Origin of the sequence: Bacteroides sp. HMSC067B03 (assembly GCF_001811315.1) — a bacterium.
GTDB lineage: Bacteria > Bacteroidota > Bacteroidia > Bacteroidales > Bacteroidaceae > Bacteroides > Bacteroides faecis.
In genome coordinates, this window is the sequence record NZ_KV804482.1 from 130193 (window position 1) to 150953 (window position 20761).

Annotated in this window: 15 protein-coding genes; 10 read left to right on the forward strand and 5 right to left on the reverse strand. The window is 45.1% G+C overall.

All coding sequences use genetic code 11. From position 1 onward, the window contains the following. Nucleotides 1–15: 15 nt before the first annotated feature. On the reverse strand, nt 16–1149 hold the full coding sequence (locus HMPREF2794_RS25380; protein ID WP_070753039.1) for a retron St85 family RNA-directed DNA polymerase: 1134 nt from the start codon (nt 1147–1149) through the stop codon (nt 16–18). A gap of 204 nt (nt 1150–1353) precedes the next feature. Beyond that, nucleotides 1354–3513: a DUF5686 family protein gene (locus HMPREF2794_RS25385; RefSeq protein WP_070753055.1), complete on the reverse strand. Its 2160-nt coding sequence runs from the start codon at nt 3511–3513 to the stop codon at nt 1354–1356. Between the two features lie 930 nt (nt 3514–4443). Here HMPREF2794_RS25385 and HMPREF2794_RS29180 point away from each other — a divergent pair. The 4 genes from HMPREF2794_RS29180 to HMPREF2794_RS25405 all read left to right on the forward strand — a co-directional run bounded on the left by HMPREF2794_RS29180 (nt 4444) and on the right by HMPREF2794_RS25405 (nt 10729). After that, on the forward strand, nt 4444–4953 hold the full coding sequence (locus HMPREF2794_RS29180; RefSeq protein WP_070753041.1) for a hypothetical protein: 510 nt from the start codon (nt 4444–4446) through the stop codon (nt 4951–4953). Between the two features lie 180 nt (nt 4954–5133). Then, a complete protein-coding gene (locus tag HMPREF2794_RS25395) occupies nt 5134–7323 on the forward strand; it encodes a glutamine synthetase III family protein (protein WP_010536935.1) in 2190 nt (729 codons plus the stop codon). Between the two features lie 117 nt (nt 7324–7440). Further along, complete coding sequence (locus tag HMPREF2794_RS25400) at nt 7441–8142, forward strand: Crp/Fnr family transcriptional regulator (RefSeq protein WP_010536934.1); 702 nt, start codon at nt 7441–7443, stop codon at nt 8140–8142. Between the two features lie 157 nt (nt 8143–8299). Then, nucleotides 8300–10729, forward strand: coding sequence for a beta-N-acetylhexosaminidase (locus HMPREF2794_RS25405; protein WP_055270155.1), 2430 nt, complete (start codon nt 8300–8302; stop codon nt 10727–10729). Between the two features lie 132 nt (nt 10730–10861). Here the strand turns inward: HMPREF2794_RS25405 and trxB are convergent, their stop codons facing one another. The 3 genes from trxB to HMPREF2794_RS25420 are packed head-to-tail and all read right to left on the reverse strand — an operon-like array spanning nt 10862 to nt 15035. Next, nucleotides 10862–11812: a thioredoxin-disulfide reductase gene (gene trxB, locus HMPREF2794_RS25410; protein ID WP_010536932.1), complete on the reverse strand. Its 951-nt coding sequence runs from the start codon at nt 11810–11812 to the stop codon at nt 10862–10864. 60 nt (nt 11813–11872) lie between these two features. Next, complete coding sequence (locus HMPREF2794_RS25415; protein ID WP_070753043.1) at nt 11873–12520, reverse strand: outer membrane lipoprotein periplasmic chaperone LolA1; 648 nt, start codon at nt 12518–12520, stop codon at nt 11873–11875. Nucleotides 12521–12539: 19 nt separating this feature from the next. Next, nucleotides 12540–15035, reverse strand: a complete 2496-nt coding sequence (locus HMPREF2794_RS25420) for a DNA translocase FtsK (protein WP_055270159.1) — start codon at nt 15033–15035, stop codon at nt 12540–12542. Between the two features lie 121 nt (nt 15036–15156). On the opposite strand from HMPREF2794_RS25420, the gene HMPREF2794_RS25425 reads away from it, so the two are divergent. From HMPREF2794_RS25425 to HMPREF2794_RS25450, 6 genes are all read left to right on the forward strand, one after another. After that, nucleotides 15157–15849: a DUF5063 domain-containing protein gene (locus HMPREF2794_RS25425; RefSeq protein ID WP_055270161.1), complete on the forward strand. Its 693-nt coding sequence runs from the start codon at nt 15157–15159 to the stop codon at nt 15847–15849. Between the two features lie 6 nt (nt 15850–15855). Further along, the gene (locus tag HMPREF2794_RS25430; RefSeq protein WP_010536928.1) at nt 15856–16506 is read left to right on the forward strand and encodes a 3'-5' exonuclease; all 651 of its coding nucleotides are present in this window, start codon (nt 15856–15858) and stop codon (nt 16504–16506) included. 97 nt (nt 16507–16603) lie between these two features. After that, on the forward strand, nt 16604–17782 hold the full coding sequence (locus HMPREF2794_RS25435) for a class I SAM-dependent rRNA methyltransferase (RefSeq protein ID WP_070753045.1): 1179 nt from the start codon (nt 16604–16606) through the stop codon (nt 17780–17782). Between the two features lie 378 nt (nt 17783–18160). Next, nucleotides 18161–19411: a nucleoside permease gene (locus HMPREF2794_RS25440; protein WP_010536926.1), complete on the forward strand. Its 1251-nt coding sequence runs from the start codon at nt 18161–18163 to the stop codon at nt 19409–19411. A gap of 13 nt (nt 19412–19424) precedes the next feature. Next, the gene (locus HMPREF2794_RS25445) at nt 19425–20036 is read left to right on the forward strand and encodes a bifunctional nuclease family protein (RefSeq protein WP_010536925.1); all 612 of its coding nucleotides are present in this window, start codon (nt 19425–19427) and stop codon (nt 20034–20036) included. Between the two features lie 6 nt (nt 20037–20042). Continuing rightward, nucleotides 20043–20741 (forward strand): 16S rRNA (uracil(1498)-N(3))-methyltransferase, encoded by a 699-nt coding sequence (locus HMPREF2794_RS25450; RefSeq protein WP_010536924.1) that lies wholly within the window; start codon nt 20043–20045, stop codon nt 20739–20741. Nucleotides 20742–20761: the final 20 nt, after the last annotated feature.

A 20761-nucleotide genomic window follows, 5' to 3' on the forward strand; every position in this document is an offset into this window, starting at 1 on the left:
GATCGTCACCATCTGTCAATCCCCCTTTTGCAAGCGTTTCAAAGCAGCAATAGAATCGGATACATAAGTATTGTCCGGTTCTATGGAACGCCAATAGCAAAGCGTTCCTATCAACCGCTTCAGATAGGCAGGATCATGAGAGCCGATTCTTCGCTGATGTTCTACCAGCCCTTTTGTCAGAATGAAATAGACATTCTTGCGAATCTCCCGTTTTCTGGCTTTAGGGATGGTCAGCTTCACACCCGAACTGACAGAGATACCTGTGATAATCTTCCTGTCATACTCATTCAGGAAACGGGTTTTCTCGTGATTCGGCTCAAACTTCTCTTCCCTGATGATTTCTTTGACCCGGACAAGCACCTGTTCTTTCGGAAAAACATCGCCCGAAAAGGTAAGGTCGTCGGCATAGCGAGTATAAGCCAGCCCGAATTCCTCTGCCATCGCCGCCAGTTTCCGATCCATCTCATAAGCAATGATATTACTCAATGCCGGACTGGTGGACGCTCCTTGCGGCAGATGCCGGCGCCTGCAACACAACTCACCCAACACCTTCGATATATTCTTAGGATAACCTATATTTTCGAAGGTTTGCTTCACCCTCGGACTGCGTATAGAAAGAAAGAAATCGTGAATATCCGTCTTCAGGACACATCGTTTCCCCAGATGGGGGCGGACATTATCGACAATGGAATGCTGACGCCGGAATCCGGTAGCGACGGGATGCACATTGACGGGCAGCAATATACGGTGATAAATAGTATCCTGAATAGATTTCAGTTCTTTGTCCGGAGCAGAGATCATACGGTATCCCCCTTTCCGCTTTCTTATCCAGAATTCCCGATAATGGGAAGAGACATCTTGCAGTATTTCCTTCAATCTCACCGCCTCTACTCCCAGCAAACCGGCACACCACACCACCGCCTCTTCATCAAATACAGGATACGTTCTCGCTTTAGGAGTGGTTACTCCCAAAGCATGCCTGAGCCATGCACCATGTTTCCATTTGTTTCCGGCAGTTTCTTCGTTTGCAGTATCACCGCTGCCTGTTGCTTTCCATCTCTTGTATCCTTCCTGTTTCCGGCTCGAAGAAATCATTTTATAAACCAGAAAACCGGTCACAATCAGTATCGTAATTAGAAGTCCGTCCATCTTGTTGCTGCATATATAAAAAGGAGAGGAAGAGGATGAGATTTTACTAAAATAAATAGAGGTATTTATACCAGAGATTTATTTTCCAGGAAAATACCTGTGCCTGCGAGGCGACTACACCTCTTTTCTGCTAAATTTTTCCTCATCCTCTTCCTTACAAAGATATGTATTTTCTGCACACTATGCAATAGTTGAGAGGAAAAACTATCGGTTGAACAACTCGAAAGTAAATTTACATCCTATCCCGCTGAATTTCCAGTTTTCACTGCTGACGAAAACTCCCACATCAAAGATATGCGTACCGATACCATACCCCAATTCCAGATAGGGCTGGAGATGCGGCATAGACAGTGCACTGATATAAAGACGTTCGTTCTGCACATAGCGGGTATATTTCATCAGATGGCGGAGAATCAGAAAAGGGGCTTCATAAGTGAAGTGTCCGCGTACGTAACGGCGGGAGGAGTTATACCAACGTCCGTCGAGCACCTGAAACACACCGCCGATTTCATCATTCCACCCGACAGGAAGGTTGTGCCGGGCAAAATTGGCAAAGTCGACAAAATACAGTTCATCCTGATTGGTGAATGCTCCGAATCCGAAACGGTAATAAATATTTCGCATCAATCCCAGCTGAATCTTATGTTGAAGGTCGAACTCCACCCGTTCATACTCTCCGGTACTCTTGAATACTCCCTCTATTCCCCGTTCGTAATCTACCGAAAATGTCGGATAGTCAGAACGCAGATTGATTTTACGTTTTCCGTTCATATAGTAATAAAGCGCCGGAGTCCATTCTACACGGATGCGCGGGGCGAAACTGATATAGGTATTTCTGAACCGTTCCATAAATTCCGGAGGAGGCATCGGATAGTCTCCCGTAATCACGAAGCGGGACTTCTCGACGGCTGTTCTCTTATGTGCCGAAAAACCGAGACTGATATCCAGTCCGTTGATTATTTCAAAACTATGACGGAAGTTGAAATACAAGTCTTTGAAATAGTCCAGATGAATGAGGTCGAAATTAAAAATACTATCCGGCATCGCTTTCAGTTCATCCAGCATCTTACTGCTATAGATGCGGTTACCATTACCTACACTCAGCCGGAAGAAGCCCCGCTTCTGCGGCCAGTATTCGAAGTCGGCATTCAACGACCAGTAGAATTCTTTCCGTGTAAAGTTATAACCCAGCTTGGGCACGATACGGAGCCACTTGTCTCCTCTGAAAATCCGGTTGTAACGGAAGTCTTGCCGGTAAGATAATCCATTGCTTCCGCTATAACTGAACAACAGCGGATTGATAAACGGTGAGAAACGGACACTCCCGATATTGGACAGATTGAATTTATAATCTTCCACCATCAGGTCCCCCATTGTTCCCCAGAAAGCCTGACTCTTGGATTTCCGCTGTACCGACACGGTATCGCGTCTGTACATATAGTCTTTATAAAGTTGCTTTTCGCCCTCACTCAAAGGGATGGGACGCAACACTCCGAATGTAGAAGCATCTGTCTTATAAGCATTTGTATCGCATTGCAGGGAAAACGACTCCGACAGATTATACTTCTTCTTTTCTTTCTTCCGTACTTTTCTTTCTTTCAGTTCGATAGATTTATAGTCCAGCGAAGCGGTATAGTTGCCGTCTACCTTGTTTCCCAGAAACTTAAAAAGGGCTTCGACATCATAACGCACCGGAAGAAACTCGTCTTTCTTTCCCACTTCCCCCATCTTGATCCAACAAGTGAACGTGATCAGTTCCGACCGTCCCGAAAAGCGTATTTCCCGCACGCTCCATACATTGCTGCTGACAATCATATAGCCGCCCACCAGCTGATCGCTCTTGGTACGGGGAATGAAGCGTATCCGGTAATCGAGATTATTAGGGTCACCCATCACGCTGTCAATCCGGTATTTATAATACTTCTTTCCGTTTTTGGCAAGCGGTGACAGCAAGCGTTCATCGTTGAGGAGGGAGGACGAATAGATATTGACATTAAAATATTCGAGCAGTCCCGGCAAGCCCCTGTTCCCTCTCACGGTACCTTGCGACGCCTTTACTTTCTGATCATAGATATTGGGGGCTGTATAATGCAGGTCGCTGTACGTTTCAAGCAGATACTCGCGTACTCCTTTCTGCAAGCGAAACATCGAAGGTACATACCGGAGAATGAAATTCTTCTTCTGAATATTCATCTTGCCCTTTATATATAGGTTCGCGCGATAGTCACTCACGATACTTTCATAAGAAGGGGCAAAAGTCATGACACGTTCGATGATGGAATCAGCAGATATCTCCTGACTGGTATAAGGATTGAGAACAAGATTAGCTGCCCCCTTCGGAATAAAAGAGAACAAGCACAACATACATCCTATCAATATCTTATATTTCAATCGTCGTATCTCCTGTTTATTGTAGGCAAATATAAAAAAGAATATCGAAAAGCAAGGGAATTAAGCTGCAAAAAAGAGTTAGCGGAGAAAATATCAGATTTCTCTCCCAATCAATTTAACATGAGTTTTGCTCTCATGCTCTAACTATCGCTCTACATTCCTTTATTCATCGGTATTTCAGTTATGAGAGATCCGATGGTAGCAGAGTGAGAGCAAGCAGTTGCTCTCACTCTGCATTATCACACTTTACAACATATTTCTTATACTATCTATTGATTGACAGCATGTTAACGCTTGATGTGTCAACTATTAATGATTGACATGTCAGTTATTAACAATCGAAAAATCAGGCGTTAATAGCTGATGACTCATGTATTCTTGACTGAAAAATGATTTAGTACTTCCTGAAAGAACAGGTTAAGCAAAACAGTAGCTATGGTCAAGTTAATCAGGTAGATAGGTGCTTCAGAGAACTTCGACAGGTGTTTCAAATAGTTTCAAACGCTTGAAACACTTTGTTTCACCGTACGAAACACTTTGTTTCATTGCTTGAAACACTTTGTTCCAAGGCATGAAACACTTTGTTTCATCGGTTGAAACTAGTCTTGGAACTACACTGTATTAAAGTTACTCTTACTTGTCTCTTATTTTTCACTTTATTCTTGCCAAAAAAGAAAAATATAGTACCTTTGTAATGCATTTCATACCAGAAGGCGGGTAAACCTGCCAATTTCCGTGGCGGGCATTTTTATGTCCGTTTACGTTCATTCTATATGGCGGTTCCGTACCCCCGTGTAGAATGTTAATGCATCTACTGCCTTCTGGTGAAATGCAACGGGAAAGGCGGAACCGCTCTTATTATTTTAGAAAATCTTCGCCTACCACATACTCATAATCATCATTATGGAAACAGAACAAGTTGCCGTTCAACCAACGGTGGGAAGCATCGCACAAACTCCCCAAAATGCATTTGTTGTTCCTAACGGAGAATTAAAGGACTTCTACCTCAAATTCGCCCTCCTTCTGAACCCGAATTCCTGCTCCGCAAACCGTACCGAATTCGAACTCTTAAACATTCTTCTGAAAGACTTGAAAAAAATTGTGGGAGCACTCACTCACCTCACCATGCATGCCTGGGATGATGGTATACCGGAAATCCTGCTCTCATGCGGTGCTTACTCCCTACAAGACGACTTAAACAAAAAAACACGTATGCAAATGAACGCCTCGATGGGAAAGCATTTACAATTCCTCACCCAAATGGCTATGGACAGTCCTGCAATGAAGCTACTATACAGAAACATGAACAAGCATTATATGCAGGTAGAAATTTTAGTCAAACAGATGGCTACAGAAATCGAACGACAGAAAAAGGAGAATGAACAACAGGAAATAATGAAAACCATCCCTTAATGGGCCATAATCAAAAAAACCGTGATGAGCAAAAGGTGATTCAGAGATAAACCAACCCAACAAAGAGGGGGTATCTTTCAGAAAACAGTCTATTTTCTGAAAATACCCCCTTAAAAATAGGGGTACTTTCAGAAAAAACATATAATTTTGCGCCATCAACCGATAAAAAGAGGACTATTTATGTCAAAAATGAGATTTTACGCTTTACAAGAACTTTCCAACCGGAAGCCGTTGGAAGTCAGTGCCCCTTCCAACAAACTCTCAGATTATTATGGTAGCCATGTATTCGACCGCAAGAAGATGCAAGAGTATCTTCCGAAAGAAGCCTATAAGGCAGTTACCGATGCGATCGAAAAAGGTACACCGATCAGCCGTGAAATAGCCGACCTGATTGCCAACGGCATGAAGAGCTGGGCTAAGTCGCTCAACGTCACACACTACACCCACTGGTTCCAGCCTCTGACAGACGGAACAGCTGAAAAACATGATGGATTTATCGAGTTTGGCGAAGACGGCGGAGTGATCGAACGATTCTCCGGAAAACTGCTGATTCAGCAAGAACCGGATGCCTCTTCTTTCCCTAACGGCGGTATCCGTAATACCTTCGAAGCTCGCGGATACACTGCATGGGACGTTTCTTCTCCGGCATTCGTGGTAGATACCACACTTTGTATTCCCACGATTTTTATCTCTTATACGGGCGAAGCACTGGACTACAAAACTCCGCTTCTGAAAGCACTTGCCGCTGTAGACAAAGCCGCTACGGAAGTCTGCCAGCTATTCGACAAGAACGTAACACGCGTATTTACCAACTTAGGATGGGAACAGGAATATTTTCTCGTAGACTCCTCCTTATATAACGCACGTCCCGACCTTTGCCTGACCGGACGTACTTTAATGGGACACTCTTCTGCCAAAGACCAACAGCTGGAAGACCACTATTTCGGCTCTATTCCTCCACGGGTCACGGCATTCATGAAGGAACTCGAAATCGAATGCCACAAACTGGGTATTCCTGCCAAAACCCGTCACAACGAAGTAGCTCCCAACCAGTTCGAACTGGCCCCTATCTTCGAAAACTGTAACCTGGCAAACGACCATAACCAGCTTGTCATGGATCTGATGAAGCGTATCGCACGCAAACATCATTTCAACGTACTACTGCACGAAAAGCCTTATAGCAGCGTAAACGGCTCAGGCAAACATAACAACTGGTCGCTCTGCACAGACACCGGCATCAACCTGTTTGCTCCCGGAAAGAACCCGAAAGGAAACATGCTGTTCCTCACCTTCCTGGTGAATGTACTGATGATGGTATATAAGAACCAAGATTTACTTCGCGCCTCCATCATGAGCGCCAGCAACAGCTACCGCCTGGGAGCCAACGAAGCTCCTCCCGCCATCCTTTCCTGCTTCTTGGGCTCACAACTCTCAGCAACACTCGACGAAATCGTGCGTCAGGTAGGTAACGAGAAGATGACACCGGAAGAAAAGACAACGCTGAAACTGGGAATCGGACGTATCCCGGAAATTCTGCTCGATACCACCGACCGTAACCGTACTTCTCCTTTTGCCTTCACCGGAAACCGCTTTGAGTTCCGTGCCGCCGGCTCTTCCTCCAACTGTGCCGCAGCCATGATCGCCATCAACGCTGCCATGGCAAACCAGCTGAACGAATTCCGCGCATCAGTAGAAAAACTGATGGAAGAAGGGGTAGGAAAAGACGAGGCTATCTTCCGCCTGCTGAAAGAAACGATCATCGCCTCCGAAGCCATCCGCTTTGAAGGAGACGGCTACTCCGAAGAATGGAAACAGGAAGCCGCCCGTCGCGGACTGACCAACATCTGCCACGTGCCGGAAGCCTTGATGCACTACGTAGACAACCAATCGAAATCTGTACTGATCGGCGAACGTATCTTCAACGAAACCGAACTCAACAGCCGACTGGAAGTGGAACTGGAAAAATACACCATGAAGGTACAAATCGAGGGACGTGTATTGGGCGACCTTGCCATCAACCACATCGTACCGACTGCTGTCACCTACCAGAACCGGCTGCTCGAAAATCTGTGCAAAATGAAAGAAATCTTCTCTCCCGAAGAATTTGAAGTATTGAGCGCCGACCGCAAAGAACTGATCCGCGAAATCTCGCACCGTGTGACCTCTATCAAAGTACTGGTACGGGAAATGACCGAAGCCCGGAAAGTAGCCAACCACAAAGACAACTACAAAGAAAGGGCATTCGAATACGAAGAAAAGGTACGTCCTTACCTCGATAAAATCCGCGATCACATCGATCATCTGGAAATGGAAGTGGATGACGAAATATGGCCGCTGCCTAAGTACAGAGAACTATTGTTCACCAAATAAAAAAGTCCTCAAGATTGCACGAAAGAACCTGCTTTTGTGCAATCTTTTTATAGTTTCGTTCATTTTCTCATTTTTTCTTTCTACTTTTGTGCTGTATAACACAGTTTTGTAGCACCCATGGTAAAAATGAACATGTCAGACATCGATATTTCGGAACCGTTATCCGATCTGTTAGCTCCTTTGAATAATGAACAAAGGGAGTTTCTGATGAACAATTATACGATACAGACCTACAAAAAGAACGAAACCATTTATTGCGAAGGGGAAACTCCCTCTCATTTGATGTGCCTCATTACCGGCAAAGTCAAAATTTTCAAAGATGGTGTAGGAGGTAGAAGCCAGATTATCCGCATGATCAAACAGCGGGAGTACTTTGCGTACCGTGCCTACTTCGCAAAGGAAGACTTCGTCACTGCTGCCGCCGCTTTTGAACCCTCTGTTGTCTGTCTCATCCCCATGACTGCCATTACCACGCTAGTCGCTCAGAACAATGATTTAGCCATGTTTTTTATCCGCCAGCTTTCTATTGATCTGGGCATCTCCGACGAACGTACCGTCAGCCTGACACAGAAACATATCCGCGGACGCCTGGCAGAATCACTGATTTTCCTCAAAGAAAGCTATGGCCTGGAAGAAGACGGATCGACACTGAGTATTTATCTTTCCCGTGAAGACCTTGCCAATCTGTCGAACATGACTACCTCAAACGCCATCCGTACCTTGTCACAGTTTGCAACAGAACGCCTGATCACCATCGACGGAAGAAAAATCAAAATCATCGAAGAAGAAAAGCTCAAGAAAATAAGCAAAATAGGATAAAACAAACCTGATACGATAATAAAAGTTATCTGAAACTTTAACTGGAAGCCGGCGTTCATCACACCGGCTTTTTTATTTATATATTATTGGAACTTATCAATTAAACAAGTACATTTGCCCTGTCAATATATTAATAACTTAACACAAATTTCAGACCATGAAGAAAAGCATTTCCCTTCTTCTTTTATCCTTACTCATGATTGCCCCCAGTTGTCAGAAGCCAAAAGAAACCACGAACGAGTACAACATCGTTCCTCAACCCAATCAGCTTGTCCCCAAGGAAGGCCGTTTTGAGCTGAACAAGCAAGTCCGGCTGGTCACACCGTCCGATGCCTCGGAAGTGAAAAAGGTAGCTGACGGTTTTGCCGAACAGTTGAAACAGACTGCCGGAATCTCTCTGACGGAAGCGGAAAGTGCAGACGGAAAGCCTGCCATCAGCTTTGTAGTACAGGAAGATATGCCCAAAGAAGCTTACAGGCTTTCGGTCACCCCTACCCTCATTACGGTCACCGCTTCACAGCCAAATGGCTTTTTCTATGGTGTGCAGACTATTTATCAGCTTCTTCCTCCTGCCGTCTACGGAAAGAAACTGAACAAAAAGGCCGACTGGTCTGTCCCTGCTGTAGAAATCGAAGACGCCCCGCGCTTTGTACACCGCGGACTGATGCTGGACGTCTGCCGTCATTACGCACCGATAGAATATATCTACAAGTTTATCGACCTGTTGGCTATGAACAAAATGAACGTCTTCCACTGGCATCTGACGGACGATCAGGGATGGAGAATCGAAATCAAGAAATATCCGAAACTGACAGAAATCGGCTCCAAGCGGGAAAAGACGCTGGTAGACTATTATTATGTAAACTACCCGCAAGTATTTGACGGTATAGAGCATGGAGGGTATTATACACAGGAGCAGATTAAAGAGGTCGTAGCTTATGCGGCCAGCAAATATATCAATGTAATTCCCGAAATAGAAATGCCGGGACATGCACTGGCAGCTCTCGCTGCTTATCCGGAATTGTCATGCGACTCTACACAGACCTACAAGGTATGTCCTACATGGGGCGTGTTCGAACAGGTATTCTGTCCGAGCGAGACTACTTTCAAATTCTTCGAAGGAGTAATGGATGAGGTAGTCGAATTATTCCCGAGTGAGTACATTCATATCGGAGGGGACGAATGCCCCAAGACGGCTTGGAAGAACAGTGCTTTCTGCCAGCAGCTGATTCGCCAGTTGGGATTGAAAGATGATGTGACTCCCAGCAAAGTGGACGGAGTGAAACACAGCAAAGAAGATAAACTGCAAAGTTACTTCGTCACCCGGATGGAGAAATACCTGAACGGTAAAGGACGAAATATCATCGGCTGGGATGAAATTCTGGAAGGTGGTCTGGCACCGAACGCCACCGTTTTGTCATGGCGCGGTGTGGAAGGCGGAATGAATGCTGCCAAAGCAGGACACAATGCAATCATGGCCCCTATGCCTTATGCTTATCTGGACTTCTATCAGGAAGATCCGGAAATCGCCCCGACTACTATCGGCGGATACACTACGCTGAAAAAGACTTATAGCTACAATCCGGTTCCGGATGATGCCGACGAACTGGTAAAGAAGCATATCATCGGTATGCAAGGTAACCTCTGGAGAGAATACATGAAGACCTCGGACCGTGTAGATTACCAGGCATTCCCACGTGCAATGGCTATCGCAGAGACAGGATGGACACTGGATGCCAACAAAAACTGGAAGAGCTTCTGCGAACGCATGGTCACGGAGTTTGAACGTCTGGAAGTAATGGATACCAAGCCTTGTCTCAACTTTTTCGATGTAAACGTAAATACACATGCAGATAAAAACGGTCCTCTGATGGTATTGCTGGAAACATTCTATCCGAATGCGGAAATCAGATATACCACAGACGGCAGCGAACCGACGAACGGCTCTGCACTGTATGAACAGCCTTTCGTGCTTGAAGGAAACATTGACTTGAAAGCCGCTGCCTTCAAAGACGGCAAGATGTTGGGCAAAGTAACCCACAAACCATTGTATGGCAATCTGCTGGCTGGAAAACCATTTACCGTTAATTATGCAATGGGATGGACGGGAGATATATTCGGCGAAAACGATGTATTAGGAGCCGACCCGACCACTTTCGGTCTGACGAATGGAAAAAGAGGGAACAATGCCTCTTATACTCCTTGGTCCAGCTTTGCTATCGTCGAAGGAAAAGACCTTGAATTTATCGTCAATCTGGACAAGCCGACAGAGGTAAGCAAAGTCATCTTCGGTTCTTTGTTCAATCCTGCCATGAGAATGCTCCCTGCCGGAGGAATCGCTGTAGAAGTATCTGCCGACGGCCAGCAATATACACAAATAGCAGAAAAGACCTTGAAACATGATTGTCCGGAAACAGGAAGAATCGCATTCACCGACTCTATTGAATTTGAACCGGCACAAGCCACTTTCCTGAAAGTAAAGATCAAGAATGGCGGTACGTTACGCAATGGCGTCAATTTCGAAAAGAACAACGGTCCGGAAGTTATCCCTGCCGAATTGTGGATAGATGAAATCGAAGCATATTAATGCTTGTGATAGATATAAAATGATATAAAAAAACGGTGGACATTCAGCTTATTGCTAATGTCCACCGTTTTTTTATTTATTCAGTGCTTATTTATACAGTGCAACGCATTCCGCGTTCCGCCTGTGATATCTTTAGATGATTCCTTTTGCAGAAAGATAACGTTCCGCTTCAATAGCAGCCTTACAGCCACTTCCTGCCGCTGTAATAGCCTGACGATAATGCGGATCAGCCACATCTCCTGCAGCAAATACTCCGGGAACTTTTGTACGGGGGCTGTCGCCGTCCGTAATAATGTAACCTACCTCATCGGTATCAATGTATTCTTTGAATATATCTGAATTCGGTTTGTGCCCAATAGCCAGGAAGAATCCGTCGATAGGCAAACTGTAACGTTCTTCGTCCGCTTCACCCCAGCGCTTCACAACATTCATACCTTCCACTCCATTGTCACCAAACAGGCCGACTACATTATGTTCGAAAAGTACTTCAATCTTTTCGTGCTTCTGCACACGTTCCTGCATAATCTTCGATGCGCGCAAATAAGGTTTGCGGACCACCAGATAAACTTTGGATGCCAGACCGGCCAGATAAATAGCTTCCTCACAAGCTGTATCGCCACCGCCAACGACTGCAACGACTTTCTTACGATAGAAAAATCCGTCACACGTAGCACAAGCACTGACTCCCATGCCGGCATATTTCTTTTCATCTTCCAGTCCCAGATATTTAGCCGTAGCGCCGGTGGAGATGATCAATGCTTCTGTCTCAATCACCTTGTCACCATCAATCGTTATTTTATAAGGAGCTTTGCTTAAATCTGCCGCCGTCGCAATACCAAAACGAACATCTGTTCCGAAACGGCTGGCTTGTGCACGCAAATCTTCCATCAACTGCGGACCACTGATTCCTTCCGGATAACCGGGGAAGTTCTCCACGTCCGTAGTAGTTGTCAACTGACCGCCGGGCTGCAATCCTTCATAAAGCACCGGACAAAGGTTAGCACGTCCTGCATAGATCGCTGCCGTATAGCCGGCAGGTCCCGAGCCTATAATCAGGCATTTTACTTTTTCTATTTCTGCCATTTTATTGTTATATTATCGTTTTATTATTCCAGATATCTTATCTCCTGTTCAAAAAACATATTATCTCAAGTCTATCACTTCCGCAGTCGGATACGCTTTTCTGTCGAAAGTGAAAACATCGTCTGCATAATCCAGTCCGGTCTGATAAGCCGTCACGGTAATCTCATTACGTGTCTTCTGGCCACGTTGCTGAAGTTGGATGCAAACAGGTTCATACGCATTCTTCGTCACATAAAGAGTAATACTTTCCAACTCTTGCTTCTTATCATTAGCAGTCAGAACCACTTCCCAGACAGCTTTTCCCTGAAACGTCTTCACTGTTCCCAGCTTATAAGAGAATCCTTTCTGATACATATAAAGAAATGTATACGGATTGATCTGCTGCAACTCTTCCTGAGTAGGGGTACTGACATTCACTTCATCATTCCTTACCATATAACTCCACTGCGTTTTTCCATCAAACCAAGTGGTCGTTTCGGAAGTCTTCAACATGAATTTCTCGCCTTTCAACTGGATAACACCGTTCTCCCGTCCTTCCAGACGACCATCATTGAGTGCCTTCAATGTAAAATCAGCTCTAACACCACTGGCTTTCTTAAATGCTTCGGCTGTCTTCTCAAGAACAGCTTTAGCCTGCGACTGCTGTTGTTGAGCAATCACAGGCAGTGACAGTAAAGCTATTAAAACACTAAAAATGTATTTTCTCATTTGATTAATAAACGATCTGTTATTGTAAATTGTTCAAACGCATTTCGAGGTCATTCTCGTCGATACACAGTACATCACGCGCCTTGCTCCCCTGGGTAGGCCCGACAATTCCGGCTTTTTCAAGCTGATCCATGATACGTCCGGCGCGATTGTAGCCGATAGCAAATTTACGTTGAATTAACGAAGTGGAACCTTGCTGATGGATGACCACCAGACGAGCCGCATCTTCAAACAACGGGTCGAGACGTCCCATATCAATATCCCCCACTTCACTGCCACTGTCTTCGGTCACATATTCGGGCAGGAAGAACGGTGTAGGATAGCTCTGCTGACGGGCAATAAACTTCGTGATCTCCTCCACTTCCGGTGTATCGATAAAGGCACACTGCACACGCACCGGATCGGCACCTTGCAGGAAGAGCATATCGCCCTTACCAATCAGGCGGTTCGCACCCGGACGGTCAAGAATCGTACGGGAGTCCATCATGGCAGATACACGGAACGCAATACGTGCCGGGAAGTTCGCCTTGATCGTACCCGTAATGATATTCGTCGTCGGGCGCTGCGTAGCGATGATCATGTGAATGCCGACCGCACGTGCTAACTGAGCGATACGTGCAATCGGAAGTTCGACTTCCTTACCGGCAGTCATAATCAAATCTCCGAACTCGTCAATTACCACTACGATATATGGCATAAACTTATGTCCTTTCTCCGGATTCAGGCGACGGTTGATAAACTTCTCATTATATTCCTTGACATTACGCACATGAGCCATCTTCAAGAGGTCATAGCGTGTATCCATCTCCACACAAACCGAATTCAGCGTTTGCACTACCTTCGTTACGTCGGTAATAATTGGCTCACCTCCATCGGGAAGTTTGGCCAGGAAATGATTTTCAATGACAGAGTAAATGCTGAACTCCACCTTCTTCGGATCGACCAGGACAAATTTCAGTTCAGCCGGATGCTTCTTATATAATAAGGAGGTAATGATTGCATTCAAACCAACAGACTTACCCTGACCGGTAGCACCTGCCACCAATACATGCGGCATCTTGCAAAGGTCGAACATAAAGACTTCGTTTGTAATCGTCTTACCCAGTACAATCGGCAAATCGAACTTGGATTCCTGAAACTTCTTGCTTCCGATCACGCTTTGACCGGATACAATCTTCGGATTCTTGTTCGGTACTTCAATACCGATGGTTCCCTTACCCGGTATCGGAGCAATGATACGAATGCCATCTGCCGACAGACTCAATGCGATATCATCTTCCAAACCACGAATCTTCGAAATACGTACTCCTTGTTCGGGGGTAATTTCATACAGAGTCACCGTAGGCCCTACCGTTGCCTTGATCGTACTGATTTCAATACCAAAGCTGCGCAAAGTATTAATGATACGGTCTTTATTCGCATTCTGTTCGTCCATATCAATCGTCGGATCGTCATTCTCAAAATGCTTCATCAGATCGATTGTCGGGAAACGATAGTTTTCCAGATCCTTCATCGGATTATAAGGTTCCTGTTCCGGTCCCTGATATTCTTCTTCGGTCGCAGCCGTCTCTACCTGAAACCCGGGTTCATCCTCACCCGGCAATTCGTCCTGAGGCGCAGGAGTAACCGTATCAGCCACAGTCGGTTCAAAGACCATAGTCACTCCTTCCCCTTCATCAGCAGAAGGAAGTTCCTCGTCCGGTTCCGGTTCGTTCACCGGAGATTCTTCTTTCGGTTCCTCTGCCTGTATGTCCATCACAGGAGCAGGAGGAGGTGTTTGTTTATAAGTACGTTTCAGATTGAATTCAACTTCCTGTGGTTGCGAGGTTGTAAATTCCTGCGTTCCTTCTGTCGCTGCCACTTTTTCCTCTTCTTTCTTCTGACGTTTCAAGAAACTCAAAGCAAAGAGCTTGCGCAGCCAGATAACCGTTCGTGCACTTACATATATAAAGAAGCAGACTGCCGTTATCAGCAAAATCATCCACACACCGGGAACTCCCACCTGCGAAACCAACCAACGGCTTACATTATAACCGTGCATACCTCCCAGATAGATGAAAGAATCCTGATAATGATCCATCAGGGCGAACCCGAAAAACACGGAGAACCACACCAATAATAATGTACAACCGATAAACCATTTCCATAAGCGGACAATGCGTACCCGCATCAACTTCAATCCTGCCACTGCCAGAAAGACAAGGATAAAGAATGAAGATATGCCAAAGCAGTCATTGATCAGATAACTAGCCAACTGTGCTCCACGAGATCCAGCATAGTTTTTTACATTGTTATTAACAGCTGCCAGGTCTGCAGAATTGCCGCTGTCGATAATACTTTGGTCGGCTGCCCCCGTAAAGAAGAAGGAAGAAAAAGCCAACAAAAGATAAACAGAAAAGATCACCAGCATCAATCCAATTACAAAATGAATGGTTTCATTCTTAAAAATTGATACAATCTTTCCTGGAGAAGACGGAGCGCGTTCAGCCTCCTTATCTATTTTCTTTTTTGCCATGAGTCTTTATTCTTTAATAAATTGGAATCCGTATTATAAGCCGCAAAAATAATAAAAAAATAACGAGCGCTACTCTCATTCAATCCTTTTTCTTACCTTTGCGATTCAAATCAATCTGATTATGGAAAAAGAAAGCCAAACGATATTTGAAAAGAATGTGATCGAGTTCGTAACGGTAGCCGCCGAATTTTGCGCATTCCTCGAACGTGCCGAACACATGAAGCGCAAAGCTTTTGTCGACACGTCTTTAAAAATACTTCCCTTGCTCTATCTCAAAGCATCCTTGCTTCCGAAGTGTGAAACAATCGGAGACGAGGCACCCGAAACGTATGTAACGGAGGAAACGTATGAGATTCTACGCATAAATCTGGCAGGACTGATGGGAGAGAAGGATGATTATCTGGATGTTTTCGTACAGGATATGGTATACAGCGACCAGCCTATCAAGAAATCCATCTCGGAAGATTTGGCAGATATCTATCAGGATATCAAAGATTTTATTTTCGTCTTCCAACTGGGACTGAACGAAACCATGAACGACTCGTTGGCCATCTGCCAGGAAAACTTCGGTCTGCTGTGGGGACAGAAACTGGTAAACACCCTGCGCGCCCTTCACGATGTGAAATATAACCAGCAGGATGAAAATGACGAAGAGGACAACGAAGAAGAGAATAACGAACTAAGCGATGACGACTATTGTTGTGAAGAAGACGGATGTCATTGTCACGACCACAGTCACGAAGACGGTTGTCACTGCCACGACGACGAATGCCACTGTCATGACGACAGCTGCCATTGTCGTGATGACGAATAAACGAAAATGATAGTAAGAAGAAGTATAAATAAAGACGAACTAAAGGAACTCCCGAAAACTGTTTTTCCGGGACGGATCCATGTTATCCAGTCGGAAGCGGAAACAGAAAAAGCGGTAGCCTACCTGAAATCCCAACCAATACTGGGTATCGATAGCGAAACGCGTCCATCCTTCACCAAAGGGCAAAGTCATAAGGTAGCACTCCTCCAGATTTCCTCGGACGAATGCTGTTTCCTGTTCCGCCTCAACATGACGGGACTTACCCAACCTTTGGTTGACCTGCTGGAGAATCCGGCTGTCATTAAAGTAGGATTGTCACTCAAAGATGATTTTATGATGCTGCACAAACGTGCGCCTTTCACCCAACAGAGCTGCATCGAACTGCAGGACTATGTCCGCCAGTTCGGCATACAGGACAAAAGCCTGCAAAAGATTTACGCAATCCTGTTTAAAGAAAAGATTTCCAAATCACAACGGCTGTCCAACTGGGAAGCAGACGTACTAAGTGACGGACAGAAACAATATGCAGCGACCGACGCCTGGGCCTGCCTCAATATCTATAATCTGCTGCAGGAACTGAAACGAACCGGCAACTATGAGGTCGAAAGCCTCCCTGCAGAAGAAGAGGTTAACGCAAGCTCCCTCGCCAATCGCTGATAAATAACCGATAGAAGACTAATTAATAACTGATCAAATAGCACTATCTCCACTCCTTTTTTTCGAGGACCGGAGAGAAAACTGAAATTTTAATAACATGCATAAAGTATACCTCAAACCCGGCAAAGAAGAGTCTTTAAAAAGATTTCACCCCTGGATTTTCTCCGGAGCAATCGCTCGTTTCGATGGAGAACCCGAAGAAGGTGAAGTTGTAGAAGTATACACTTCAAAAAAGGAATTTATAGCCGAAGGACATTTTCAGATCGGAAGTATTGCCGTACGTGTGCTTTCTTTCCGTCAGGAACCTATCGACCACGATTTCTGGAAACGTAAACTACAGATCGCCTACGAGATGCGCTGCGGTATCGGTATCGCAGTCAATCCGACCAATAACACCTATCGTCTCGTACATGGTGAAGGAGATAACCTGCCCGGACTGGTCATCGACATTTATGCCCGGACTGCCGTCATGCAAGCGCACTCCGCAGGAATGCATGTAGACCGCATGACTATCGCCGAAGCCCTGTCGGAAGTAATGGGTGACAAGATTGAGAATATCTATTATAAATCAGAAACCACACTACCTTTCAAGGCAGACCTTTTCCCCGAAAACGGTTTCCTTAAAGGAGGAAGCAGTGATAATATCGCACAAGAGTATGGTTTGAAATTCCACGTAGACTGGCTGAAAGGGCAGAAAACGGGATTCTTCGTAGACCAACGCGAAAACCGCTCACTGCTGGAGCATTATGCTAAAGACCGTTCAGTACTGAATATGTTCTGCTATACCGGTGGCTTTTCTTTCTACGCCATGCGTGGAGGCGCGAAACTGGTACATTCCGTGGACAGCTCCGCCAAAGCAATCGATCTGACTAACAAGAACGTAGAACTGAACTTCCCCGGTGATCTTCGCCACGAAGCTTTTGCCGAAGATGCCTTCAAGTATCTCGACCGTATGGGCGACCAATATAATTTGATAATTCTCGACCCTCCTGCATTTGCCAAGCATAAAGATGCTTTGCGGAATGCCTTGCAAGGTTACCGGAAACTGAATACCAAAGCATTCGAGAAAATCAAACCGGGCGGCATCCTGTTTACATTCTCCTGTTCACAGGTAGTGACCAAGGACAATTTCCGCACAGCAGTATTTACTGCCGCTGCCATGTCAGGACGTAGCGTACGTATCCTGCACCAACTCACACAACCTGCCGACCATCCGGTTAACATATACCACCCGGAAGGAGAATACCTGAAGGGACTGGTACTCTATGTAGAGTAATGCAGATATAAATGCCATGAAACTTACTTATTCAGGAGCGAATAACAGAAAAAGAATAGCTTCAAAGTTAATTAGAGTTAACAAATAGAAGATTTTCGGCAATTCATTATGTTTTATAACATAAAATGCTCTATATTTGCACTGTGTTTTTCATGGTATTAGATTTAAGGTTAATAAAGATTGGCTGTCTGGGATAGATAGCCTTCTTTTTTTTATATACCTACTCCCTTTCCACTTTTTACCGGCAATTCCTCATCATTCTTCGCATTTATGGCTTTTTTATCCCCTTTTTATCGATTAACTTGCTCACCCAATCAACGAAAATATTATATTTGCATCTATTATTAACGAAAAAGAGAAACACAAATTAGAAAAGTCATGAGTATAAAAGTTCGTTTGATCATTATGAACTTCCTGCAATTCTTTGTATGGGGTTCATGGTTAATTTCACTGGGAGGTTACATGGGACGAGAACTCCACTTCGAAGGAGGGCAGATCGGTGCCATCTTCGCCACCATGGGTATTGCCTCTTTAGTTATGCCCGGCATCATTGGTATCATCGCCGATAAGTGGTTCAATGCTGAACGTTTATACGGACTTTGCCACATCGCAGGGGCTGCCTGCCTTTTCTACGCCTCCACCGCTACAAGTTACGACCAGATGTATTGGGCGATGCTGCTCAACTTATTGGTATATATGCCTACCTTATCGTTAGCTAATACCGTTTCGTATAATGCACTGGAACAATATAAATGTGACCTGATCAAGGACTTCCCTCCCATCCGCGTATGGGGAACCATCGGTTTCATCTGCGCCATGTGGGCAGTAGACCTTACCGGATTCAAGAACTCCAGCGCACAACTCTATGTAGGCGGTGCGTCGGCACTATTACTGGGATTGTATGCTTTTACCCTGCCAGCATGCAAGCCTGCCAAAACAGAAAAGAAAACATTGCTCTCTTCCTTCGGGCTGGATGCTTTCGTATTATTCAAAAGAAAGAAAATGGCTATTTTCTTCCTGTTCTCCATGCTTTTAGGAGCAGCATTGCAAATCACCAATACATATGGTGACCTTTTCCTGGGCAGTTTTGCCAATATTCCGGAGTTTGCAGATTCCTTCGGAGTGAAACATTCGGTGATCCTATTGTCCATCTCACAAATGTCTGAAACATTATTTATTCTCGCTATACCATTCTTCCTGAGACATTTTGGTATCAAGCAAGTGATGCTGATCAGTATGTTTGCCTGGGTATTCCGTTTCGGACTGTTCGGCTTCGGTGATCCGGGCTCCGGTCTGTGGATGCTGATTCTTTCCATGATCGTGTATGGAATGGCGTTCGACTTCTTCAATATTTCCGGTTCGTTGTTTGTTGAACAAGAAACCAGCTCCTCCATACGTGCCAGTGCTCAGGGATTATTCTTTATGATGACCAACGGACTGGGCGCTATCATCGGAGGATATGCCAGCGGTGCTGTCGTAGACGCTTTCTCAGTATATGCTGATGGTAAACTGATAAGTCGTGAATGGCCGGACATCTGGTTTATCTTTGCGGCATATGCACTGGTGATCGGCATCCTGTTTGCTCTGGTATTCAAGTACAAACACCAACGAGAGAGTAAAGTAAATTAAGTAATAAAGAACAATGGACAAAAAAGTAGAATTACAAGTTTTAAATATCACAAATAGCCAAGCGCAAGTAGGTGCCTTTGCCATGCTGTTGGGCGAAGTGGACGGTGAACGGCAATTGCCTATCATCATCGGTCCCGCCGAAGCTCAGGCAACCGCCTTGTATCTGAAAAGAATTAAAACTCCCCGCCCCCTGACACACGATCTGTTTATGACAACTCTTGGTGTGCTGGGAGCCAGTTTGCTTCGCGTATTGATTTACAAAGCAAAAGATGGTATTTTCTACTCTTACATCTACTTAAAAAAAGACGAAGAAATTATACGTATTGACACGCGTACCTCAGATGCTGTAGCTCTGGCTGTCCGTGCCGAATGCCCAATCCTCATTTATGAGTCTATTCTTGAACAGGAATGTCTGCACATCTCAAACGAAGAAAGAAGGCACCCGGAGGAATTTGACGATGAAGACGATGAGGGAGAACCGGAAGATGAAAAAAAGCGGAACCTGCCTCGCAACGTCACTTCCATGTCACTCGAAGAAGCCTTGGAGCAAGCGATAAAAGACGAGAATTATGAACTGGCCGCCAAAATACGCGACCGGATCAATTCCAGAAATCAAAACCAGTAATCAATTATGCACGTATTTTATACTCCCGATATACAGATAAGCAACGAACTTCCGGAAGAGGAAGCACAACACTGTACCCGTGTACTGCGGTTGGGTATCGGAGACGAAATCACTCTCACTGACGGTAAGGGGTATTTCTATCAAGCCGAAATCACGGTTGCAACCAACAAGCGTTGCCTTGTAGCCATCAAAGAAACAATATTTCAGGAACCGCTTTGGCCATGCCATCTGCACATTGCTATGGCACCAACCAAAAATATGGATCGCAATGAATGGTTTGCAGAGAAAGCTACGGAAATCGGATTTGATGAACTGACATTTCTCAACTGCCGTTTCTCCGAACGCAAAGTGATTAAAGCCGAACGAATCGAAAAGATTCTGATATCGGCCATCAAACAGTCGCTCAAGGCCCGCCTGCCTAAGCTCAACGAAATGACGGATTTCGACAAATTCATCACACAAGAGTTCAAAGGACAGAAATTCATTGCACACTGTTATGAAGGTGAAAAACCTCTGCTGAAAAATATACTGAAAGCAGGAGAAGACGCTCTCGTTCTGATCGGTCCCGAAGGAGACTTCAGTGAAGAGGAAGTGAAAAAAGCTATCGAATGCGGATTCACTCCCATTAGCTTGGGAAAATCACGGCTTCGAACAGAGACAGCAGCGTTGGTGGCTTGCCACACAATCAACTTATTGAATCAATAATAACTTTTAAATAGTATGAG